At 30.3% G+C, this 24,207-nt stretch carries 17 protein-coding genes and 1 other RNA gene; all 18 read left to right on the plus strand.

Annotated elements, in window-relative coordinates:
* Positions 1-3 precede the first annotated feature (3 nt).
* The 18 genes from gap (at position 4) to NT01CX_RS12135 (ending at position 24,174) form a co-directional block, all read left to right on the plus strand.
* The gene (gene gap, locus NT01CX_RS02665) at positions 4-1,008 is read left to right on the plus strand and encodes a type I glyceraldehyde-3-phosphate dehydrogenase (RefSeq protein ID WP_011721494.1); all 1,005 of its coding nucleotides are present in this window, start codon (positions 4-6) and stop codon (positions 1,006-1,008) included.
* 511 nt (positions 1,009-1,519) lie between these two features.
* A complete protein-coding gene (locus NT01CX_RS02670) occupies positions 1,520-2,959 on the plus strand; it encodes an IS1182-like element ISCno1 family transposase (RefSeq protein WP_011721496.1) in 1,440 nt (479 codons plus the stop codon).
* Between the two features lie 267 nt (positions 2,960-3,226).
* Positions 3,227-4,348: a BMP family lipoprotein gene (locus NT01CX_RS02675; protein ID WP_011721497.1), complete on the plus strand. Its 1,122-nt coding sequence runs from the start codon at positions 3,227-3,229 to the stop codon at positions 4,346-4,348.
* A 114-nt stretch (positions 4,349-4,462) separates the two neighbouring features.
* Positions 4,463-6,028, plus strand: a complete 1,566-nt coding sequence (locus NT01CX_RS02680) for an ABC transporter ATP-binding protein (protein WP_011721498.1) — start codon at positions 4,463-4,465, stop codon at positions 6,026-6,028.
* On the plus strand, positions 5,997-7,112 hold the full coding sequence (locus tag NT01CX_RS02685; protein WP_039223207.1) for an ABC transporter permease: 1,116 nt from the start codon (positions 5,997-5,999) through the stop codon (positions 7,110-7,112). Before NT01CX_RS02680 ends, NT01CX_RS02685 begins: the two co-directional genes overlap by 32 nt.
* Complete coding sequence (locus tag NT01CX_RS02690) at positions 7,105-8,022, plus strand: ABC transporter permease (protein WP_011721500.1); 918 nt, start codon at positions 7,105-7,107, stop codon at positions 8,020-8,022. Before NT01CX_RS02685 ends, NT01CX_RS02690 begins: the two co-directional genes overlap by 8 nt.
* Before the next feature lie 316 nt (positions 8,023-8,338).
* A complete protein-coding gene (locus tag NT01CX_RS02695; RefSeq protein ID WP_011721501.1) occupies positions 8,339-9,535 on the plus strand; it encodes a phosphoglycerate kinase in 1,197 nt (398 codons plus the stop codon).
* Positions 9,536-9,655: 120 nt separating this feature from the next.
* Positions 9,656-10,408: a triose-phosphate isomerase gene (gene tpiA, locus NT01CX_RS02700; RefSeq protein ID WP_011721502.1), complete on the plus strand. Its 753-nt coding sequence runs from the start codon at positions 9,656-9,658 to the stop codon at positions 10,406-10,408.
* A 72-nt stretch (positions 10,409-10,480) separates the two neighbouring features.
* Positions 10,481-12,016: a 2,3-bisphosphoglycerate-independent phosphoglycerate mutase gene (gene gpmI / locus NT01CX_RS02705; RefSeq protein ID WP_011721503.1), complete on the plus strand. Its 1,536-nt coding sequence runs from the start codon at positions 10,481-10,483 to the stop codon at positions 12,014-12,016.
* A gap of 113 nt (positions 12,017-12,129) precedes the next feature.
* Positions 12,130-13,431 carry a phosphopyruvate hydratase gene (gene eno / locus NT01CX_RS02710; protein ID WP_011721504.1) on the plus strand — a complete coding sequence of 434 codons (1,302 nt, stop codon included), beginning with the start codon at positions 12,130-12,132 and terminating at the stop codon, positions 13,429-13,431.
* A gap of 191 nt (positions 13,432-13,622) precedes the next feature.
* Entirely contained in the window at positions 13,623-13,853 is a 231-nt protein-coding gene (gene secG, locus NT01CX_RS02715; protein WP_011721505.1) for a preprotein translocase subunit SecG, read from the plus strand.
* A 215-nt stretch (positions 13,854-14,068) separates the two neighbouring features.
* Positions 14,069-16,087 carry a sodium-translocating pyrophosphatase gene (locus tag NT01CX_RS02720; protein WP_011721506.1) on the plus strand — a complete coding sequence of 673 codons (2,019 nt, stop codon included), beginning with the start codon at positions 14,069-14,071 and terminating at the stop codon, positions 16,085-16,087.
* 248 nt (positions 16,088-16,335) lie between these two features.
* Entirely contained in the window at positions 16,336-18,573 is a 2,238-nt protein-coding gene (rnr, locus tag NT01CX_RS02725; RefSeq protein WP_011721507.1) for a ribonuclease R, read from the plus strand.
* Positions 18,574-18,704: 131 nt separating this feature from the next.
* A complete protein-coding gene (smpB, locus tag NT01CX_RS02730) occupies positions 18,705-19,178 on the plus strand; it encodes an SsrA-binding protein SmpB (protein WP_011721508.1) in 474 nt (157 codons plus the stop codon).
* Positions 19,179-19,279: 101 nt separating this feature from the next.
* Positions 19,280-19,614: a transfer-messenger RNA gene (gene ssrA / locus NT01CX_RS12015) on the plus strand.
* 1,415 nt (positions 19,615-21,029) lie between these two features.
* Positions 21,030-22,385: a hypothetical protein gene (locus NT01CX_RS02735; RefSeq protein ID WP_011721509.1), complete on the plus strand. Its 1,356-nt coding sequence runs from the start codon at positions 21,030-21,032 to the stop codon at positions 22,383-22,385.
* A 23-nt stretch (positions 22,386-22,408) separates the two neighbouring features.
* Positions 22,409-23,932, plus strand: a complete 1,524-nt coding sequence (locus NT01CX_RS02740) for a DNA repair ATPase (protein ID WP_011721510.1) — start codon at positions 22,409-22,411, stop codon at positions 23,930-23,932.
* 47 nt (positions 23,933-23,979) lie between these two features.
* Complete coding sequence (locus NT01CX_RS12135) at positions 23,980-24,174, plus strand: hypothetical protein (protein WP_011721511.1); 195 nt, start codon at positions 23,980-23,982, stop codon at positions 24,172-24,174.
* The last annotated feature ends 33 nt before the right edge of the window (positions 24,175-24,207 follow it).

A 24,207-nucleotide genomic window follows, 5' to 3' on the forward strand; every position in this document is an offset into this window, starting at 1 on the left:
TCAATGACAAAAGTAGCGATTAATGGTTTTGGAAGAATAGGAAGATTAGCATTAAGATTAATGATCGACAACCCTGAATTAGAAGTGGTTGCAATAAACGACTTAACTGATGCTGCAACATTAGCACACTTATTCAAATATGATTCATCTCAAGGACGTTTCAATGGTGAAATCGAAGTTAAAGAAGGAGCTTTCATCGTTAACGGAAAAGAAATCAAAGTTGTTGCAGAAAAGAATCCTGCAGACCTACCATGGGGAGAACTAGGAGTTGATATAGTTCTTGAATGTACAGGATTATTCACTGATAAAGAAAAAGCTGAAGCTCACATCAAAGCTGGAGCTAAAAAAGTTGTTATCTCAGCACCTGCTAAAGGAGATATCAAAACAGTTGTATTCAACGTTAACCAAGACGTTTTAGATGGTTCTGAAACAGTTATATCTGGTGCATCTTGTACTACAAACTGCTTAGCACCAATGGCTAAAGCACTTCATGACAACTTTACATTAACTAAAGGATTCATGACTACAATCCACGCTTACACTAATGACCAAAACACTTTAGATGGTCCTCACAGAAAAGGTGATTTAAGAAGAGCTAGAGCTGCTGCTGCTAGTATCATTCCTAACTCAACTGGAGCTGCTAAAGCAATCGGTTTAGTTATTCCTGAATTAAAAGGAAAATTAGATGGTGGAGCTCAACGTGTTCCTGTAATAACTGGTTCTTTAACTGAATTAGTTTGTACATTAGACAAAAAAGTAACTGTAGAAGAAGTAAATGCAGCTATGAAAGCAGCAGCTACTGAATCTTTCGGATACACTGAAGAACCAATCGTATCTACAGATATAATCGGAATCAACTTCGGTTCATTATTCGATGCTACACAAACTAAAGTTATGGAAGTAAACGGACAACAATTAGTTAAAGTTGCTTCTTGGTATGACAACGAAATGTCTTACACTTCTCAATTAATCAGAACTTTAAAATACTTTGCAAACCTTGCAAAATAATTTAAGTCATTAATTAGAGTAATAGATTAAACATATAAGTCTAGAATTTCTTATGAAATTCTAGACTTTTTTTATTAAAATACATAAATATATTAAAGTTCAAAAAAACTTTTAAAAAATTAAGTTGATTTAAAAGGTGGAATATTTTATATTTAATATAAGATAATAATTAAAAAACATTTATGTATAAGGTGGGGTCTATATGAAGAAAAGAAAAATAATAGCATGTGTTGCAGCTTTAACAATGATTGCATCCATATTTGTAGGTTCAAAGAATAAAGTTAACAAAACAGAAGTAAGTAAAGAAGAAAACAATAAATAAAATTATAAAAAGTTTAATAGAATATAAATAAAACTAGAATTTATCAATAATTCTAGTCAGGCTGTTGATAAACATAATTTGTCAACAGCCTTTTTACATTTATTACAAAAAGGATTTTTAGTGTTTATGTAGAATATATATTTTAGAACAATAAATCTTTTAGCCCGTTAGGGCTCCTACGGAGGAAAAATGCTTACTAATAATGAAAGAAAACAAAATCAATTAGAACTAGTTTATATAGAAAATTTAGTACCTGAAAATCACATACTTAGAAAGATAGATAAATACATAGACTTTTCATTTATAAGAGATTTAACTAAGGATTTATATTGTCCTGATAATGGAAGACCTTCAGTAGACCCAGTTGTATTATTTAAAATGCTTTTTATAGGATACCTATTTGGTATACGTTCAGAGCGTCAGCTTGTAAAAGAAATCCAGGTAAATGTAGCTTACAGATGGTTTTTGGGATATGGACTTACTGATAAAATACCAAGTCATTCCACTATAAGCCAGAATAGAACAAAAAGATTTAGTAATACAAATATACATCAAGAAATATTTGATAATATTGTATTTCAAGCTATTAATAGAAACTTGGTTGATGGCAAAATTCTATATACTGATTCTACTCACTTAAAAGCTAACGCTAATAAACATAAATTTATTAAAAAAGAAATAACTAAATCCACAAAGGAATACTTTGATGAATTAGAGAATGACATTAATAAAGATAGAATTAATCATAATAAAAAGCCTCTAAAAAAAAAGACTAAAATAGCTGAAACTAAGGAAATAAAAGTAAGTACAACTGATCCAGACAGTGGATATATGGTTAGAGATGGAAAACCTAAAGGCTTTTTTTATTTAGATCATAGAACTGTTGACGGAAAGTATAATATTATAACAGACGTTCATGTTACTCCCGGGAATATAAACGATGTAGATCCTTATGTTAAAAGAATAGAAACTCAAATAGAAAAGTTTAATTTTAATACAAAATATTTAGTAGCAGATGCCGGATATTCTACGAATCCTATTTGTAAACAAATTTCAGACAAAAATTATCAAGGTGTTTTTGGGTTCCGTTTAGGACCCCATGTTAAAGGAAAATATACAAAATATAGATTTCAGTATGTTAAAGAATTAGATGGATATGTGTGTATTAATAATTGCTTTTTAAAATATAGAACTACTACGAGGGAAGGTTATAAAGAATATTTAAGTAATGCGGAGCATTGTGCTTCTTGCAAATATAAAAATAATTGCTTAACATCTGATAAATCCATTAATAGAACTATACGTCGTCATGTTTGGGAAGACTATAAAGATCAAATTTTTAGATTTACTAAAACAGAAAAAGGTAAAAATATTTACAAACGACGTAAAGAAAAGATTGAGCGTAGCTTTGCTGATTCAAAAGAATTACATGGGCTACGTTATTGTCGCATGCGAGGAATTAAAAATGTTTCTGAACAGTGCCTACTTACAGCGGCAGTTCAGAATATGAAAAAGATAGCCATGGTGCTATCGCATTATTTTTTGTGTACATTAATTCAAATTTATTCCAAATTAACATACATAATAAATATTTTTCGAATGCTATCGCATAAAAGAATTTTGGCGTAAACAAAAGCCCCCAATTGTTGGGGGCTTTTTGAACAATCTGACTAGAATTTATCAATAATTCTAGTTTTTCTTTTTGTTATGACACAATATATTGTATAGAATTAAATGGAAAAATGTGATTAAATTACTTGATTTAGTATATATATTATTATATAGTTATATATAGAAAAACAAATAGTTTTATATGTTGAAGTTTTAAAATTACATTAACCGATTGTCGTGTATTTAAACGTTTACGGCGATTATAAAAATTAGGGGGGAATTAGTATGAAAAAGAAAAAACTAATTGCATGCATCGCAGCAATTGCAATGGTTGGGTCTTTGTTTGTAGGATGTGGTGCCCAAAGTACAAATAGTTCAGGAGATGCTAGCAAAAAGCAAATTAAAGCTGGACTTGCTACAGATGAAGGTGGACTTAATGATAAATCCTTTAATCAGTCTGCCGATAAAGGTTTGAAAAAAGCTGTAAAAGAACTTGGAATAGAATATAAGCCAATAGAATCAAAGGGAAAAGAAAGTTATGTTCAAAACCTTCAACTTTTATCAAAAGACTTTGATGCTGATTTAACATTTGGTGTAGGATATCAAATGAAAAAGGCAACAGAAGATGTGGCAGGTCAATATAAAGATAAGAATTTTGCTATCATAGATGCAGAAATAAAAATGCCTAATGTTCAGTCATTATTATTTAAAGAACAAGAAGGATCATTCTTGGTTGGTGTTATAGCTGCTAAGATGACAAAAACAAATAAAATAGGATTTATAGGTGGTAAAGAAGGAGACGTAGTTGGAAGATTTGAAGCTGGTTATGTAGCTGGTGCTAAATCTATTAATCCTAATATAAAAATAGATATAAGATATGCAGATAGCTTTAGTGATTCAAACAAAGGTTATGAATTTGCAAAATCAGAATACAACTCAGGTTGTGATATAGTAATGCATGCAGCTGGTGGAGTTGGTATTGGATTATTCCAAGCAGCATCAGAGTTAAAGAAAAATGGAAAAAATGTATGGGCTATAGGAGTTGATATGGACCAAGCATTAAGTAACTTAGACAGCAAGGGTAAACCACAATATGCTGATGTAATACTTACAAGTATGGTTAAAAAAGTTGACGTTGCAACATTTGAAGCTATAAAAGAAGTTAAAGAAGGAAAATTCAAGGGTGGAGTAGTTAAAAACTTTGGACTTAAAGAAGACGGTGTATGTATAGCTCCAACATCAAGAGGAGAAATTCCAGAAGACATGAAAAAATATGTAAAATCACATGTGCCTAAGGATATAATTGAATTAACAGATAAATATGCTGAAGCTATAAAAGAAGGAAAAATTAAAGTACCAGCAACTCCAAAAGAAGCGAAAGAATTTAAAGGTGTAACTTTAAAATAGATAAAATTGAATTCTTAACATGGCTGTATAAAATTTAAGAAGCTAGGTGTATGATGTTACATCTAGCTTTTTTAAAATATAGTATATAAGAAATACTTGGAGGTGAATTTATATATGGATAAAGTTGTGGAAATGAAAGGAATTACAAAGATATTTCCAGGTACTATAGCAAACGATAATGTTAATTTTGATTTGTTAAGAGGGGAAACCCATGTATTGCTTGGTGAAAATGGGGCAGGTAAAACTACCTTAATGAATATATTGTATGGACTTTATCAACCTGAAAAAGGGGAAATATATATAAAAGGAAATAAGGTGAAAATATCAAATCCTAATGATGCCATAAGTCTTGGAATAGGTATGGTTCATCAACACTTTAAATTAGTTCATAATTTTACAGTGGCTGAGAACATTATACTTGGTAAAGAGACAAAAAAGGGTATTAAATTAGATATTCAAAAGGCTAGAAAAGACGTTAAAGAATTGGCGGATAAATATGGATTTAATATAAATCCAGACGATTTAATTGAAGATATAACAGTTGGTCAACAGCAAAAGGTAGAGATTTTAAAAACTCTTTATAGAGGAGCTGAAATCTTAATACTAGATGAACCTACAGCAGTTTTAACTCCAGCAGAAATAGATGAACTTGGAGTTATAATAAGTAATTTAAAAGCAGAAGGAAAGTCGGTTATACTAATCACTCACAAATTAAAAGAAGTTATGCAGATGAGTGATAGGGTAACAATTATAAGAAGAGGAAAGAATACAGGAGTTGTAAAAACTAAAGATACTTCAATAGATGAACTTGCTGAACTTATGGTAGGAAGAAAAGTTAATCTTGTAGTAGAAAAGAAAGAATCAGTGCCAGGTGAAGAAGTTTTAGAAGTAAAAGAATTATGTGCTAAAGATAATAGAGATATTCCTGCACTTAAAGGTGTAAATCTAAATGTCAGAAGAGGAGAAATAGTTGGAATAGCAGGGGTAGATGGAAATGGACAAAAAGAATTAGTTGAAGTGTTGACAGGTTTACGAAAAGTTGAAAGCGGTACCATTAAGCTAAATGAAAAAGATATAACAGGAAAAACTACGAAAGAAATAATGGAACTAGGAGTTGGACATATACCAGAAGATAGACAACAAAGAGGACTTATACTTCCATATAGTTTATATGAAAACTCAATACTTGGTATGCATCATAAAGCTCCGTTTTCAAAAAATATGATTATGAATTATAAAAAAATTAAAGAACATGCAAAAAAACTTATAAAAGAATTTGATGTAAGAACTCCTAGTGAAAATGTGGCTGCATCTGCTTTATCAGGAGGAAATCAACAAAAATTAATAGTAGCAAGGGAAATTTCAAAGGATCCAAATCTTTTAATTGCATCTCAGCCAACTAGAGGAGTAGACGTAGGAGCAATAGAGTTTATTCATAAAAGATTAGTTGGAGAAAGAGATAATAACAAAGCAGTATTATTAGTTTCATTTGAATTAGATGAAATATTAGCTTTATCAGACAAAATAGCTGTAATGTACGATGGAAAAATAGTAAAAGTCTTAGATAGAAAAGATGCTACAGAACAAAAAATAGGAGTGTTAATGGCTGGTGGAACTTTAGAAAATAGTGAAATAGAGGTGAAAGACATTGAAGAGTGTAAAGAAAAACAACACATCTAATAATAAAGTGTTAAGTTTAATAGAAAATACTATAAAAAGTCTTGTGTTTCCATTGATTGCGGTAATAGTTTCTATATTTGTGGCTGTTTTCTTTGTAATGTGGTCTAAAAACTATGGAATATCACAATACTTTTCAGCACTTAGTGACTTATTTAGTTTGATATGGAAAGGAAGCTTTTCAAATGAGCGAAATATGCTTACTACAATAGCATATATAACACCTCTTTTATTCGCAGGTATTGCCAATGCTATAGCATTTAAGTGTGGATTATTTAATATCGGAGTAGAAGGACAATTTGTAATTGGAATGCTTGCTGGTGCATTGCTTGGGTTAATTCCAGGATTAAACCCAGTAGTTCATGCAATTATTATGATTTTAGGTGGTATTATTGCAGGTGGAGTATGGGCAGGAATTCCAGGTGCCTTAAAAGCTAAATTTGGTACTAATGAAGTTGTTAATACGATTATGATGAATTATATAGCATTAAACTTAGTAAACTGGGTGGTAAAAAAATCTAGATTTTCTACTGAAAATGGAACAAGTACACCATTAATTCAGGAAAGTGCTATCTTGCCTAAATTAAGTAGTGGAACTGAGGCTAATATAAGTATTTTCTTAGCAATAGCAGTTGCCATACTTATATACTGGGTACTATGGAAAACAACTATAGGATACGAAATAAGAGGTGTTGGACTTAATCCTCTTGGAGCTGAATATGGTGGAATAAATATAAAGAAAAATATAGTACTTGCTATGATTTTATCTGGTGCTATAGCTGGAATTGGTGGATGTGCTTACACAGCAGGAGCAAGATATCAAATGCAAGATTTAATGGGGCTTCCAGGCTTTGGATTTGATGGTATAGCAGTTGCTCTTCTTGCAAGATCTAATCCTATTGGTTGTATAGCGTCAGCAGTATTATTTGGTGCATTAAAGAGTAGTTCAGCAATACTACAATTAAATGATATACCTAAAGAAATAGTATATTTAATACAATCCATAGTAATTATATTTGTTGCAACAGATTATATAGTTAAGTATTTCCAAGAAAAGAAACAGAAAGGAGCTGTAATAAATGAGTAATGGTATTATTGTAGCATTAATAGCAGGAACACTAAGGATGGCAGCGCCACTTATATTTACAGCCCTTGGTGGAGTATTCTCAGAAAAATCAGGTGTTGTTAATATTGGACTTGAAGGTATGATGATAATGGGTGCTTTCTTTGGAGTACTTGGAACATATAAAACAGGAAGTCCATTAATTGGAGTTGTTTGTGCAATGATTGCAGGTGGAGCAATATCATTAGTACATGCCTTTTTAAGTATAAATTTAAGAGCGGACCAAATTATTTCGGGTACTGCCATAAACTTATTTGCACTTGCGCTTGCTAGTTTCTTAATAGGACCTATATTTAAAACTGGTGGACAGACTAACGTAGTTAAAAAACTATCTTATAACTTGCCGGGGTTTTTAAAGAATGTACCTATTTTAAACAACTTAAACTGGTTTGTTATAATAGCTATAATATTAGTATTCGTATCTAATTTTATATTATATAAAACGCCATTTGGACTTAGAGTAAGAGCGGTAGGAGAACATCCAGGTGCAGCAGATACAATGGGTATTAACGTTTATAAAATGAGATATATATGTGTTATTATATCAGGAATACTTGCAGGTCTTGGTGGAGCAACATTATCAATTGGTATGACACCTTTATATAAAGATGGAATGGTTGCCGGAAGAGGATTTATTGCACTTGCAGCTATGATCTTTGGAAATTGGAAACCAATAGGAACTATGTGGGCTTGTATGTTATTTGCATTCGGAACATCTTTCCAAATGATAGCTCAAGGATTCACAATAAATTTACCAAATGAATTTTATCAAAGCATACCATATATCTTAACTATGCTTGCACTTACTGGATTTATTGGAAAAACAGAGGCTCCAAGAGCTGATGGTAAACCTTATATAAAAGGACAAAGATAAGAAAAACTTATAATAAAAGCTTTCAGATAAAGTATATTTTTATCTGAAAGCTTTTACTTTTTCAGTTAAATAAATAAAAATAATTTTAATGTATAAAAATTTTAAAATACTATTTAAAAATATAAGTATTTACATTATAATGGAAGTGGGACAAATAATTAAACCCCGGGACATTTAAAGACCTGCTCAACAAATAGGGTATCAAAAAATAATAATTATAGTAAACAGTGGAACAATAATTATTATGGATTAAATGTGTAACTAAATTAATATTTAAAAATATTATTAATTAATAAAAACTGGAAGGAGTATGGTTATGAAATTAAATAAGAAAACTGTAGAAGATATTCAAGTTAAGGGGAAAAAAGTATTAGTAAGATGTGACTTCAACGTTCCTCTAAAAGATGGAGTTATAACTGATGAGAATAGACTAGTAGGAGCAATGCCAACAATAAAATACTTAGTAAATGAAGGAGCTAAAGTTATTCTTTGCTCACACCTTGGAAAACCAAAGGGAGAAGCTAAACCTGAATTATCATTAGCGCCAGTAGCAAAGAGATTATCAGAATTATTAGAAAAAGAAGTTGTATTTGCTGCAGATGATACTGTAGTTGGAGAAAATGCTAAAAAAGCTGTAGCTGAAATGAAAGATGGAGATGTAGTATTACTTCAAAACACAAGATACAGAAAAGAAGAAACTAAAAACGAAGAAAACTTCTCTAAAGAATTAGCTTCACTTGCAGATGTATTTGTAAATGATGCATTTGGTACAGCACATAGAGCTCACTGCTCAACAGTTGGAGTTGCTGATTTCTTAAATGAAGCAGCTTGTGGATACTTAATTCAAAAAGAATTAAAATTCTTAGGAGATGCTGTTGAAACTCCAGTTAGACCATTTGTTGCAATACTTGGAGGAGCTAAAGTTTCAGACAAAATCAATGTTATAAACAACTTACTTGAAAAAGTTGATACATTAATCATTGGTGGAGGAATGGCTTACACATTCTTAAAAGCACAAGGATACACAATAGGAAAATCTTTAGTAGAAGAAGACAAAGTAGAATATGCTAAAGAAATGATGGATAAAGCTAAAGCTAAAGGTGTTAAATTATTATTACCTGTAGACAACGTTGTTGGAGAAGAATTTGATGCAAATACAACACCTGTTACAACTGAAGATGCTAACATTCCAGAAGGATACATGGGACTTGATATTGGACCTAAGACTTCAGCATTATATGCAGATGCAGTAAGAACAGCTAAAACAGTTGTATGGAATGGACCAATGGGAGTATTTGAATTTGCAAACTTCGCAAAAGGAACAATAGCAGTTGCAGAAGCTATGGCTGAAGCTGATGCTACAACAATTATCGGTGGAGGAGACAGTGCTGCTGCTGTTAACCAATTAGGATTTGGAGACAAAATGACTCACATCTCAACTGGTGGTGGAGCATCACTTGAATTCTTAGAAGGAAAAGAATTACCTGGAATAGTAGCACTTTCAGATAAATAATAGTATACTTAAAATAAAATTCATTAATAATAGATATTAGGGGGAAGGCAGAAGAAAGAAATGCTTAAATGCATCATTTTTAATTCTGCTACACCTAAATAAAATTTGGAGGGTGTAAAGATGAGAAAAGCAATTATAGCTGGAAACTGGAAAATGAACAACACAATTTCACAAGGATTAAAACTTGTTGAAGAATTAAAACCATTAGTAGCAGATGCAAACTGTGACGTAGTAGTTTGTCCACCAACATTAGCTTTAGATGCTGTAGTAAAAGCTACTGAAGGAACTAACATAAAAGTTGGAGCACAAAACATGCACTTTGAAGAAAGTGGAGCATTTACTGGGGAAACAGCACCAGCTATGCTTGAAGAACTAGGAGTAAAATACGTTATATTAGGACATAGTGAAAGAAGACAATACTTCGGAGAAAATGATGCTGACTTAAACAAAAAAATGAAGAAAGCATTTGAACATAACCTAACTCCAATCCTTTGCATAGGAGAAACTTTAGAAGAAAGAGAAGCAGATGTAACTGAAGAAGTACTTGCAAAACAAATCAAACTTGATTTAGCAGGACTTACTGAAGCTCAAATAGCAGAAACTGTAATAGCTTATGAACCAATCTGGGCTATCGGAACAGGAAAAACTGCTACATCTGATCAAGCAGAAGAAACTATAGCTTTCGTAAGAAAGACAGTTGCAGGAATGTTTGGAGCAGAAGCTGCTGAAAAAATGAGAATTCAATACGGTGGATCAGTTAAACCAGCAACAATAAAAGAACAAATGGCAAAACCAAACATAGACGGTGGTCTTATAGGTGGAGCTTCTCTTAAAGCTGCTGATTTCGCTGCAATAGTAAATTTCGATAAATAATATATTGATGTAGAGTAATGCCTAATAAATATTTTATTTATTAGGCATTATAAAAATACGGAGGTGAATAAAATGGCAAAGAAACCAGTAATGTTAGCTATTTTAGATGGACTTGGATTATCAGATCATAAAGATGGTAACGCCTTCTCATTAGCTAAAAAGCCTAATTTAGATAAAATATTTAAAGAATATCCTCACACAGTGCTAGGGGCTAGCGGATTATCAGTAGGACTACCAGATGGTCAAATGGGTAACTCAGAAGTTGGTCACTTAAACATAGGTGCAGGAAGAATAGTATATCAAGCTCTTACAAGAATAACAAAATCAATTGAAGATGGAGATATATTTAAAAATGAAGCATTATTAAAAGCTATAGATAATGCTAAAAATAATGATTCAGCTATTCACTTTATGGGATTATTATCTGATGGTGGAGTTCACTCTCACATAGATCACTTAAAGGGATTAATAGATTTTGCTGCAAAATCTGGAGTTAAAAAAGTATATGTTCATGCTTTCTTAGATGGAAGAGATACTGCTCCAAAATCAGCATTAACTTATATAGAAGATTTAGAAAAACACATGGCAGAAGTTGGCGTAGGTTCTATTGCTACTGTTTCAGGAAGATACTATGCAATGGATAGAGATAAGAGATGGGAAAGAATAGAACTTGCATACAATGCAATGGTACTTGGAAAAGGTGAAGTTGCAACTTCTCCAAAAGAAGCTGTAGAAAGATCTTACCATGACAATAAAACTGATGAATTTGTTCTTCCAACAGTAATCGAAAAAGATGGAAAACCAGTTGCTACAATTAAGAGCAATGATTCAGTTGTATTCTTTAACTTTAGACCAGATAGAGCAAGACAAATAACAAGAGCTATAAATGATAAAGAATTTGATGGTTTCAAGAGAGAAACTCTAAACCTAGTATTTGTTACTATGACTGAATATGATAGTACAATCGAAGGTGTAGAAGTTGCATTTAAACCTGAAAGCTATGTAAATACTTTAGGTGAATATGTAAGCAAACAAGGAAAGAAACAATTAAGAATTGCTGAAACAGAAAAATATGCTCACGTTACATTCTTCTTTAATGGTGGAGTTGAAGAACCTAACCAAAATGAAGATAGAGCATTAATACCTTCACCAAAGGTTGCAACATATGATTTAAAACCAGAAATGAGTGCATATGAAGTAACTGATGAAGTTCTAAAGAGAATTGATTCAGATGAATATGACATGATTATATTAAACTATGCAAACCCAGACATGGTAGGCCATACTGGAGTTATAGATGCAGCAGTTAAAGCAGTTGAAACGGTTGATGAATGTTTAGGCAAAGTTATGGATAAAATACTAGAGAAAAATGGTGCTTTATTTATAACAGCAGATCATGGTAACTGTGAACAAATGATAGATTATTCAACTGGAAATCCTATGACTGCACATACAACAAATCTTGTTCCATTTGCTTATATAGCAAATGATGCTAAAGAAAAAGAATTAAGAGAAGAAGGAATTCTTGCAGATATAGCACCTACAATGCTTCAATCTATGGGACTTGAAGTGCCTAAGGAAATGACAGGAAAAAGTCTTTTTAAATAATCTTTTGCCAAAGCATAAAAAAGTGTATAATTGTAAAAAATTATAGTAGGCAGTAATTTTACTGTCTACTCTATATTATATAAATTTATGTTAAATATTAGGAGGTAATGGTAATGAAAACTTTTGTAGAGATAGTAGACGTTTATGCAAGACAAATTCTAGATTCAAGAGGAAATCCTACAGTAGAAGTAGAAGTTGAATTAGAGGATGGAACAGTAGGAAGAGCAGCAGTACCATCAGGAGCTTCAACAGGTATATTTGAAGCTGTTGAATTAAGAGACAATGATAAATCTAGATACATGGGAAAAAGCGTTGAGAAAGCAGTTGAAAACGTAAATGAAATCATAGCAGAAGAGTTAGTTGGATTAAATGTTTTTGATCAAGTAGCTTTAGATAAAATAATGATAGAACTTGATGGAACAGATAATAAAGGTAAACTTGGAGCAAATGCAATGCTTGGAGTATCACTTGCCTGTGCAAGAGCAGCTGCTGAATATTTAGGAATTAGTTTATATCAATACATAGGTGGAGTTAACGCAAAAGTTTTACCAGTACCTATGATGAACATAATGAATGGTGGATCACATGCCGATAACAACGTAGATTTACAAGAGTTTATGATTATGCCTGCAGGTGCAAAGAGTTTTTCACATGCATTAAGAATGTGTGCTGAAATATATCACACATTAAAGAACATATTAAAAGACAAAGGATTATCTACTGGTGTTGGTGATGAAGGTGGATTCGCACCTAATCTTGAAAGCAACGAAGAAGCTATTCAAGTTATTATAGAAGCTGTAGAAAAAGCTGGATACAAACCAGGAGAAGAAGTGTTTATAGCACTAGACCCAGCATCTTCTGAATTCTTTAATACAGAAACTAACAAGTATGAATTAAAAGGTGAAGGAAGAGAATTAACTCCAGCAGAAATGGTTGAATACTATGCTAAGTTAGTAGAAAAATATCCAATTATCTCAATTGAAGACGGTATGGCAGAAGAAGATTGGGATGGATGGAAGCTAATGACTGAAAAACTTGGTGGAAAAATTCAATTAGTAGGAGACGACTTATTCGTAACTAACACTAAGAGACTTTCAATGGGAATTGAAAGAAAAGTTGCTAACTCAATTCTTATAAAACTTAACCAAATCGGAACATTAACTGAAACATTAAACACAATAGAAATGGCTGAAAGAGCAGGATATACTGCTGTTGTTTCTCATAGATCAGGTGAAACAGAAGATACTACAATAGCTGATCTTGTTGTTGCAGTTAATGCAGGACAAATAAAAACTGGAGCTCCAGCAAGAACTGAAAGAGTTGCAAAATACAATCAATTATTAAGAATTGAAGAAGAATTAAATGCAATGGGTGAATATAGAGGATTAAAAGCTTTCTATAACATCAGAAAATAATAATTTAATAAATAAAATATAAGTTTTTTAATAAATGCTTGTGATTCAATATCATAAGCATTTATTCTATTTTAAATATATATATAACTTATATATTTGGTTTATGTTGTAATTTAATGTATGGTATGATAAAATAATTTTTATAGTAAACGTGGAGTGGACTCATAAAAAGAATTGGGGAGGTGTATGGCATGCATACATTTTTACAAATAGCAGAAATAGTAGTTGGAATAGCAATTATAGTTGTAGTATTAAAGCAACCAGCTAAAGCAGATGGATTTAACTTAATATCTTCAGGAAATGAAACTTTTTATTCTAAGAATAAAACAAAAACATATGAATCAGTATTAGCAAAAACAACAGTTATTTTAGCAATACTTTTTGCTCTAATAACAATAGGTTTAACTTTAACAGCAAAATAAGATTTTAACTAAAATAAAAAATACATATTTTAATTTAGAGGTAAACATATAAATCTTTAAAGGTTTATATGTTTTTTTATTTTGCTATATATGTATATAATATAACTAAAAAAGTAAAATGTGTAATTACATCTTTATTTTGGTGTATAATATAGATAGACATTTATTATTATAGCGCTCCATAGAGGTTACTAATTAAAAAAAGGAGGAATAATATGAGTGCTTATTTACCAATAGTGTGTGGAATATTAGCATTAGTATTTGCTTTTATTCTAAGTAATGGAATTATCAAAGAAGATGCAGGCAACGAAAGGATGGCAGAAATATCAGGATACATTCATGAAGGAGCTATGGCTTTTTTAACAAGAGAATATAAGTATCTTGCAGGATTTATTGTAGTTGTAACAATAATCATAATGGCAGCACTTGATTATAGAACAGCTATATGTTTTGTATGTGGAGCCGTATTTTCAATTTTAGCTGGATACTTTGGAATGAATGTAGCTACAAAAGCAAATGTGAGAACAGCACAAGCAGCAAGAAGCGGACAAAGCAAAGCATTAAAAATTGCTTTTTCTGGTGGAGCAGTTATGGGATTATCAGTTGTAGGACTTGGAATAGTTGGACTTTCTATATTTTGTTTATTATTTGGTGATAATCCAAACTATATAACTGGATTTGGTCTTGGAGCAAGTTCAATAGCCTTATTTGCTCGTGTAGGTGGAGGAATTTATACAAAGGCAGCGGATGTTGGAGCTGACCTTGTAGGTAAAGTTGAAGCTGGAATACCAGAAGATGACCCTAGAAACCCAGCAGTTATAGCAGATAATGTTGGTGACAATGTTGGAGACGTTGCTGGTATGGGTGCCGATTTATTTGAATCATATGTAGGTTCTATAATTTCTGCATTAACTTTAGGATACTTTCTATTTGAAGGAAATCAAGATAAAATAATGTTTCCTTTAATGTTAGCAGCTATAGGTATAATATCATCAATAATAGGAGTAATCTTTGCAAGAAGTAGTAAAAGTGATAATCCACAAAAAGCTCTTAATACAGGAACTTATATAGGTGGAATATTAGTTATCATTGGATCATTTATATTTAGTAAAAACATATTTGGAGATTATAAAGCTTTTGGTGCAATATTTGCAGGATTAATTGTAGGAATATTAATAGGAAAAATAACAGAAATATATACATCTGACAGATATAGATATGTACAAAGAATCGCAAGACAATCAGAAACAGGTGCAGCAACAACAATAATATCTGGATTTGCAGTTGGAATGTATTCTACTGTAGTGCCAATAATTCTTATAGCTATAGGAGTTTTATTCTCATTTTATATAATGGGTGGAACTCAAAATGCTGAACTTGGACTATATGGTATATCATTAGCAGCAGTAGGAATGTTATCAACTACAGGTATTACAGTTGCAGTAGATGCGTATGGTCCAATAGCAGATAATGCTGGAGGAATCGCAGAAATGGCAGAACTTCCACCTGAAGTTAGAGAAATCACAGATAAATTAGATTCAGTAGGAAACACAACAGCTGCAATTGGAAAAGGTTTTGCTATAGGTTCAGCAGCACTTACAGCACTTGCCTTATTTGCATCCTATGCACAAGAAACAGGTCTTGATGCTATAAACCTTTTAACACCAGTTACATTAGTAGGATTGTTAATTGGAGCTATGTTACCATTCCTATTTGGAGCATTAACTATGGAATCAGTAGGTAAAGCTGCAAATGAAATGATAGAAGAAGTAAGACATCAATTTAAAACAATTCCAGGAATTATGGAAGGAAAAGCAAAACCTAATTATAAAAGATGCGTTGATATATCAACATCAGCAGCATTAAAAGAAATGATACTTCCAGGTATACTTGCAATAGTAGTTCCTTTATTAGTTGGTATGCTTTTAGGTGTTGAAGCACTAGGAGGATTAATTGGAGGGGCAGTTGCATCAGGTGTACTTGTGGCTATACTAATGGCTAATGCTGGTGGTGCTTGGGATAATGCTAAAAAGTATATAGAAAGTGGAGCTCATGGGGGAAAAGGTAGTAATGCCCATAAAGCCGCTGTTGTAGGAGATACTGTAGGTGATCCTTTTAAAGACACATCAGGTCCTGCTATGAATATACTAATAAAACTTATGACAATAGTATCACTTGTATTTGCATCAATAATATCAAACAATGGAGGCATTTTATTAAACCTATTTAAATAGATATTTATAATAAAAGAGAAAAACATCATGGTCATATTTTTCTAGGTCATGATGTTTTTTATTTTAAATTCTTTTTAATATAATTAAAATTTTAATTATGATTTTTATGGTATAAGTGGTATAATGTTCGTAAGTATAGCGGTGTGAAAATAAAAAAAATATATAAATTGGTGAATACAATATTATTAAATGTTTAAGACTAATAATGTTATAAATAATTAAAATAATAATTGATTGGAGGGGAAAAAATGAATATAAAAAGTATAATTTTAGGTTTTATGAAGGAACAAGCATATAAGCCAATGGATATACAAGAACTTGCTAAAATATTTGGAATATCTAAAAGAGATATGAAAAGTTTTAAAGAGTTAATTAAAACTATGGAAAAAGAGGGCAGTATAATTAAAACAAGAACAAATCATTACGGAATACCAGAAAAAATGGGACTTGTAGTAGGAAGACTTCAAGGACATCAAAGGGGATATGGATTTGTTATACCTGATGATGATAGCCCAGATGTTTTTGTAATTTCATCATATATGAATGGAGCTATGCATGGAGATAGAGTAGTAGCGCAAGTTCTTAAAGAAGAGAACAATGGTAAAAGACGTGAAGGTGAAATAATAAGAGTTACAGAAAGAGCCAATGAAACAATAATAGGTGTTTTTGAAGCTAGTAAGAACTTTGGATTTGTTGTGCCAGAGGAAAAAAGAATACATCAGGATATATTCATTCCAAAAGAACATACCAAAGGTGCTAAAAATGGAGATGTAGTAATAGTAAACATAACTCAGTGGCCTGAAAAAAGAAGAAACCCAGAAGGTAGAGTTGTTGAGGTATTAGGTAAAAAAGGTGAAAAAGGAATAGATATATTAACAATTATAAAGAAATACAAACTTCCAGAAGAATTCCCAGCAAAAGTTCAAAGCTATGTAGATAATATTCCTCAGGAAATAGATCCAGAAGAAGCAAAGGGAAGAGAAGATTTAAGAGACGTTGTAATGGTTACAATAGATGGTGAAGATGCTAAAGACTTAGATGATGCTGTATCTATAGAAAAGCTTGACAATGGAAACTATCTTTTAGGAGTACATATTGCGGATGTATCTCACTATGTTAAAGAAAAAAGTCCATTAGATAAGGAAGCGTTAAAGAGAGCTACTTCTGTATACTTAATAAATAAAGTAATACCAATGCTACCAAAGGAATTATCTAATGGTATATGTAGTTTAAATCCTAAAGTAGACAGACTTGCAATGACTTGCTTTATGGAAATTAACAATAAAGGAAAAGTTGTTAACTATAGAATCACTAAAAGTGTAATAAAGACAAATGAAAGAATGACATACACTGATGTAACAAAAATGCTTAGAGATAAAGATGAAGCAACCATAGAAAAGTATAAAGATTTATATAAATACTTTAAGCTAATGGAAGAGTTATGTGAGATTTTATACAACAAGAGAATCTCAAGAGGTGCAATAGATTTTGAATTTGAAGAAAGTAAAATAATCTTAGATGACAATGGAAAACCAATAGATGTAAAACCATATGAACGTGCTATTGCAAATAGAATAATAGAAGAATTCATGCTTGTATGTAATGAAACTGTAGCAGAGCATATGTACTGGACTAAGATTCCTTTTGTATATAGAATTCACGAAGATCCAGATGAAGAAAAACTTCAAAAGTTCAGAGAGTTTGCATATAATTTAGGATACTTTATAAAACCTACTAAAGAAGTACATCCAAAAGCACTTCAAGAGATAATTGAAAGTGCTAGAGGTAAAAAAGAAGAAACTGTAGTAAATACATTACTTCTTAGATCATTAAAACAAGCAAGATATGCACCACAATGTGTAGGTCACTTTGGTCTTGCAGCAAAATATTATTGTCACTTTACATCACCTATAAGAAGATATCCAGACTTAATAATTCATAGAATAATAAAAGAATCATTAGATGGACTTATAGATGAAAAGAGATTTAAAAGCTTAGAAAATAAAGTTGATTATGCATCTGTACAATCATCAGACATGGAAAGACTTGCAATGGAAGCTGAAAGAGAAGTTGATGACTTAAAGAAAGCTGAATATATGAGTGAAAAGATTGGAGAAGAATATACTGGTATAGTATCTTCTGTAACTAACTTTGGAATGTTTGTGCAACTACCTAATACAATAGAAGGATTAGTTCACATAAGTACAATGGATGATGACTACTATGTATATGATGAAGATCACTTATGTTTAGTAGGAGAAAAACATAAAAACGTATATAGATTAGGTGATGAGGTAAAAATAAAAGTTGACAGAGTTGACTTAGGATCTTATGAAATATACTTTGATTTAATAAAAGATGAAAAAGAGGATGAAGAGTTACCTAAAATTCCTACAGAAGAAATAAATAAAATTGGTGAAAAGTTAAGCCAATCTGAAGAAGATGAAAGATTAAATAAAGAGATAGATGAAATGCTAAATAGCTAAGTAAAATCTATGTAGCAGTTAAAATCTAGGTTTAAAATAATTGGTTTTAACTGCTACTTATTCTTGACTTAAAGAGTGCTATGGTATATAATTTATTTCCACAAGAGAGTATATAAAAAGTAGGTGTTAGTATGGGGAAAAAGGATAAAAAAAATAATACCCTTGCGCAAAATAGAAAAGCGTATCATGATTATTTTATAGAGGAAACTTTTGAAGCAGGTATAGCTCTTGTTGGAACAGAAGTAAAGTCTATAAGAGGTGGTAAGGCAAATCTAAAGGATAGCTATGCAAGTATCAGAAATGGTGAAGTTTTTGTATGTAATATGCATGTAAGTCCTTATGAGCAAGGAAACATATTCAATAGAGATCCTTTAAGAGAGAGAAAATTACTACTTCATAAAAGTCAAATAAATACTTTGCTAGGCTACACAGCACAACAGGGGTATACATTAATACCACTTAGCCTTTACCTTAAAAATGGTAGAGTTAAAGTTGCTCTTGGAGTTGCAAAAGGTAAGAAAAACTACGACAAGAGGGATGCAATAGCTGCAAAGGCTGCAAAGCGTGACATTGATAGACAAATGAAAGAAAGAATGCGTTATTAATTTAAATTGTTTTATTGGACAATTTAATAAATATATATTATACTTAGTATATCAAAAAAATTAAATAGTGCTTAAAAGCACACAACCACTATGGGGGCGTACATGGCTTTCGACGGGGGTATGTTGTGCTACAGAAGCGAGTCGATGGTTTCCTGGACCAGCGTTAAAAAACTGGGAATTTAAAGATAAACGCAGAAGATAATTTTGCATTAGCAGCATAATATAGCTGCTCGTTCTACCTAAGAGTCCCACGACTTAGGATAGGGCGTCGACTAGTGGGGAACCGCACTTAGGAAAGCTTTGACCTAAGGACGGAATTTATGAAGCTACCGAAATTTCAATCCTGTCAGTAGGAGGGGAACGTAGGGAATATTAAAATACTGACTGCACTCGGAGATGCTGTAGTGTTGCTACTTTCGGACAGGGGTTCGATTCATGAAAGAGTCGCCTTATGAAGTGATTCATAAGTGAAAACTTGGCTTTATCGGTGAAACCGTAACATACTAAGATGACGGCAATACCGAGGGGTATGTAGGGAAATCTAACAGCCCCGTATCGACTTATAGGCTTCTAAGTTCTCAAAATAAGAGAATATGAGGTACTAGGATAGAAGGTTCAAAACTATAATACACTTCTATAATACGCCAAGGGACTTAACTAGAAAGTTAAGTTCGAGATATAGTCAGCGCTATTGGATAACAATGGAATAAGTGTCCCCTCGCCTCCACCAGAAAAAAAAGCTCTATGCAGATTGCATAGAGCTTTTACCTTATTTACAAAAATAAAATATATGTTTATTTTTTTAAAAAGTTTGATATAATATAAGTAGAAAAGCTTAGTGCGGTAACACTAAGCAAATTCTTAGAACATTTATTTTGTTTTAGGGCTATTGAATAAAATTTATTATATGAATTTAAGAGTTTAAAGCACTAGTCTTCGTAGGATGGGTGCTTTTTCTATTATCATTAAGAGTGTCATAAAAGGATAGATTAAAAATATAAACGATGATAATGATTGAGTAATAATATTTAATTTACAGGTAATTTAGAGAACTTATATTTTTGGTCATAAAGTTTTGTTAAAGAAATGGCAATATATCCTTAGGCAAATTAGAATCTGATGGAAAATTTTAAAATGTAATGTAAATGAAATTTGTGAGATGAATATTAAAGAAATTTATGTGAATTATATATTATAAATAAATTAAGTTTTTAAACTATATAACTTGTGTGTATGTTAATGTAAAAATGAATTAGTGATTTAGTAAAATACTGATATCCTTAATAAAAGTTACTTTATTAAGGATATCAGTATTTTTTATGTTTGATATCAATAACATATCTAAAAATAAGGATTTTAGTAAAAGTAAATTTAACTACTAAATAATTATAGTTTTTTATTCAATATAGATTACATAAAAGTTTAAAGAATCATTAGAAAAAATTTGATTGTAATTATGAAAGGATGGATTTCAAAATAATAAAATTATAATATGTAGCCTGTTTAAGCAACAAAAATATAAAATTAATATTTTGGTCAAAATATACGGATTATTTACTTTTATGTTTAAAAGAATGTATGTTGCATAATAGTTAAATATAGGAATATACACTTGGGAGGAAAGTTAGTAGGGTTATAAGCACATTAAGTAGTAGGTATTAAGTTTATATGAGAATATATAATATGACTTTTAGATGAATTGACTTACTTTTACAAAATATAATAATTAAAATTAATTGAAGATTCAAATTAATAAGTCGATATTGTGTAAAATATTGCATGACATACTCTATATATTGCATTTTATGTTAAAATATACTTATAATTAATAAAGAGGGGGGAGAGATTTGTATGTATAACAATAATATAAATGGAGGGTCAACATGGCTAAAATGGGATTGTCATGTACATACTCCAATATCTTATGAAAATAACTTTCCGGATTTTGATAAATATATAAAAGCCTTAAAAGAAAAGGTGGTTAAACATAAAACAGATGTGATTATAATAAATGATTATTTTACATTAGATGGATATAAAAAGGTAATAAGTTATTGTACAAGGTCAAATGATAATGAAGCATATAAATTATATGTTAATGACCAAAGAAGTTTAGCTATTCTACCAGGATTAGAGCTGAGAATTGATAATTTTACTCAAAAAGAAAAATCGATAAATGTACATATATTTTTCAATCAAAGATTAAGTGCAGAAAATATAGAAAATGGCTTTTTAAATCAACTTAAAATTAGTTATGGTGGTTATGATAACCTAAAAGCTGATAGACAAACATTAATTAAAATAGGATATTCAATAATCAATGAACAACCATATGATGATAATTTAGATACCTTAAGTTTAAAGGATGAAAGCAAATATATTAATAAAGCAATTTCTATAGTAACAGTTACTAAAGATAGTTTAGCAGATACAATTGATACTTTTAAAGCTAGATATAAGGAAAATGAATATTTGAAAGACAATTGTATACTTACAGTAGTAGCTTATAATGGATACGGGGCATTATCAGAATTGTCATGGAATGAAGCAAGGGCTGGAAATGTAAAAAGACAGTTGTTATATTTAGCAGATATTTGTTTTTCATCTAGGGAGAAAGATATTAAATTCTTATTAGGTAAGGATTCAAGCACAAGTGAAGATGAGATAAAGAAATTGTTTAGAAGATTAAAACCGTGTGTTTGGGGTTCGGATTCACATGAGTTAGAAACATTATTATATCCATCTAGAGGTAATACAAATAGATATACTTGGATTAAAGGAATGGGTAATTTCGAGGGGCTAAAGCAGATAATTTTTGAGCCTGAAAATAGAGTTAAAATACAGGAGGATGCACCTAATACAAAGGCTGGTTATCAAGTAATTGATAAAGTTAAGTTTATTGACAGCAATAATATATTTATGAATGATGATATAGTTTTTAATGAAGATTTAAATACTATAATAGGTGGTAAGTCATCAGGTAAATCTTTATTATTAAGTCATATTGCTAGAACTATTAATGGTTTAGAGGAGAATTTTGGGAACTACCAAACGCTACAATCAAGCTATTGCTATGACTTTGAGGTTTATTGGAAAGATGGACAAGTATCAAGACTAAGTACTATTAATAAAAGTCCAAATAGAAAAGTAAAATATATTAGTCAAATGTTTGTTAATAAACTTGCAGAAAATAAAGACAATAGTTAAAAGATATTGTTACTGAAGTATTAATGGAAAATAAAGAAGTAAAAGAAGCATATGAGCAATTAAATTTAAATTTAAATAAAATAAATTTAGAGATAAACAATAAAGTTTATGAAATAGAAAAAATACTAGAAGATTATAAAAGTAAAAATACTGAGAAAATTAATATAGGAGATAGTGAAGGTATAAAAAAAGAAATACTGAAACTTGAGGGTGCTATAGAAGCTTTGGTTAATGAATCTAAAATGTCTGTGGAAGAAATAAGTGAATATAACAGAATAACAAACAAAATAAGTAATAATTTTTCAAAAATAAATAATATAAAAAATATTATCATTCCAGAGTTGGGAAGATATAAGGGTTATTTTAAAGATATTAAAATAAGGGTTAAAAAGGAGTTTGAATATAATTTAGCTAATTCAAAGAACATATTAGGAGATGATTTTAAAAGTATATTTACTGAGAAATTTTGTGATATGAAGAATTTAGATGAGTTTATTAAGGAAAAAATAGATATATTAACAATAAAAGAAACTGATCTAATTAATAAATTAGATATATTAACACATGAAAATAATAAATTACAGAATGATATTAGTAACTATAAAATAAAACTTAAAAATAAAAGCGAAATAGATAAACTAAATAATAGGTTAGAACAAGAGAGAAATAAAAAAGAAAAAATAGAAGAAATAGAAAAAGTATTGTGCATAAAAGTAAAAAATTTAAATGAAACAATAGGCAAAGTAAAAGATCTTATTAATGATAGAAAGAACGAATATAAAAAATTAATAGATACTATTAATCAAGATAAATTTAAGTATATATCAGAAGATACTAATTTAATTCTGAAATTTGAATTGCAGTTAAAAGATGAGAGTTTAAAAGATGATATAGGAAGTATATTAAATAAAACTACAGTAGAGGTAAAACAATTACTAGATACAAATATAGGCATAGAACAATATGAAAGTTTTGTAATTGAAACAATTTTTAATTCTATAAAAGGTATAGGAAATTATAAATATAAAAATGGTAAGGGATATTTAGATTTAATAAAGATTTTAGTGAAAGATTATTTAGATTTAAGTGTTGATATTTTAGAAAATGATGATAAATTTGATGTTATGTCACCAGGAAAACAAGGATTGATAGTACTTAAATTGTTAATTCATTTAAGCTCTGAAAGGTATCCTATATTAATAGACCAACCAGAAGACAATTTAGATAACAGGACTATTTCTTGTGAACTAAAAAATTTTATTTTAGATAAAAAGAAAGATAGACAAATAATTATGGTAACACATAATCCAAATTTAACTGTTTTGGCTGATTCAGATGAAGTTATAGTTGCTAATCAATCTGGAAAGGATGGTAAGGGTAATAAGAAATATAGATTTGAATATGTATCAGGTCCGTTAGAATTTAGTTTTAGAAAAGAAGAAGAAGAGTCTATTCTTTTTAGTAGAGGAATAAAAGAGCATGTCTGTGAGATATTAGAAGGTGGGAAGGAAGCATTTAAGCAAAGAGAAAATAAATATGGTTTTTAAGATTTCGATATAAGTAAATAAAAATAGCTATACATATAATATAATGTATGGTTATTTTTATTTATAAGGAGTATATAAAAGTAATTAAGGCTATTTATATAGAAATTTTAAAAATATTAAAAAGAATAGAGTACAATAAACTAATAATTGCAAATCAAAATAATGAGATATCTGATCAAATAGCATTACAAAAAATATACAATATTGATATTTCGACAAATCCATATTTTTTCTTAAAATAATATTATATTTAATTTTAGACACATACCCAAAAA

Origin of the sequence: Clostridium novyi NT, from assembly GCF_000014125.1 — a bacterium.
Lineage (GTDB): Bacteria > Bacillota > Clostridia > Clostridiales > Clostridiaceae > Clostridium_H > Clostridium_H novyi.

Bases quoted from the DNA above. Each gene is read 5' to 3' on its own strand.
- NT01CX_RS02695 (WP_011721501.1), top strand. From the start codon at position 8,339: ATGAAATTAAATAAGAAAACTGTAGAAGATATTCAAGTTAAGGGGAAA.
- NT01CX_RS02670 (WP_011721496.1), top strand. From the start codon at position 1,520: ATGCTTACTAATAATGAAAGAAAACAAAATCAATTAGAACTAGTTTAT.
- NT01CX_RS02735 (WP_011721509.1), top strand. From the start codon at position 21,030: ATGTATAACAATAATATAAATGGAGGGTCAACATGGCTAAAATGGGAT.
- tpiA (WP_011721502.1), top strand. From the start codon at position 9,656: ATGAGAAAAGCAATTATAGCTGGAAACTGGAAAATGAACAACACAATT.
- NT01CX_RS02690 (WP_011721500.1), top strand. From the start codon at position 7,105: ATGAGTAATGGTATTATTGTAGCATTAATAGCAGGAACACTAAGGATG.
- NT01CX_RS02680 (WP_011721498.1), top strand. From the start codon at position 4,463: ATGGATAAAGTTGTGGAAATGAAAGGAATTACAAAGATATTTCCAGGT.
- NT01CX_RS02740 (WP_011721510.1), top strand. From the start codon at position 22,409: ATGGAAAATAAAGAAGTAAAAGAAGCATATGAGCAATTAAATTTAAAT.
- eno (WP_011721504.1), top strand. From the start codon at position 12,130: ATGAAAACTTTTGTAGAGATAGTAGACGTTTATGCAAGACAAATTCTA.
- gap (WP_011721494.1), top strand. From the start codon at position 4: ATGACAAAAGTAGCGATTAATGGTTTTGGAAGAATAGGAAGATTAGCA.
- gpmI (WP_011721503.1), top strand. From the start codon at position 10,481: ATGGCAAAGAAACCAGTAATGTTAGCTATTTTAGATGGACTTGGATTA.
- NT01CX_RS02720 (WP_011721506.1), top strand. From the start codon at position 14,069: ATGAGTGCTTATTTACCAATAGTGTGTGGAATATTAGCATTAGTATTT.
- NT01CX_RS02675 (WP_011721497.1), top strand. From the start codon at position 3,227: ATGAAAAAGAAAAAACTAATTGCATGCATCGCAGCAATTGCAATGGTT.
- smpB (WP_011721508.1), top strand. From the start codon at position 18,705: ATGGGGAAAAAGGATAAAAAAAATAATACCCTTGCGCAAAATAGAAAA.
- secG (WP_011721505.1), top strand. From the start codon at position 13,623: ATGCATACATTTTTACAAATAGCAGAAATAGTAGTTGGAATAGCAATT.
- NT01CX_RS12135 (WP_011721511.1), top strand. From the start codon at position 23,980: ATGGTTATTTTTATTTATAAGGAGTATATAAAAGTAATTAAGGCTATT.
- rnr (WP_011721507.1), top strand. From the start codon at position 16,336: ATGAATATAAAAAGTATAATTTTAGGTTTTATGAAGGAACAAGCATAT.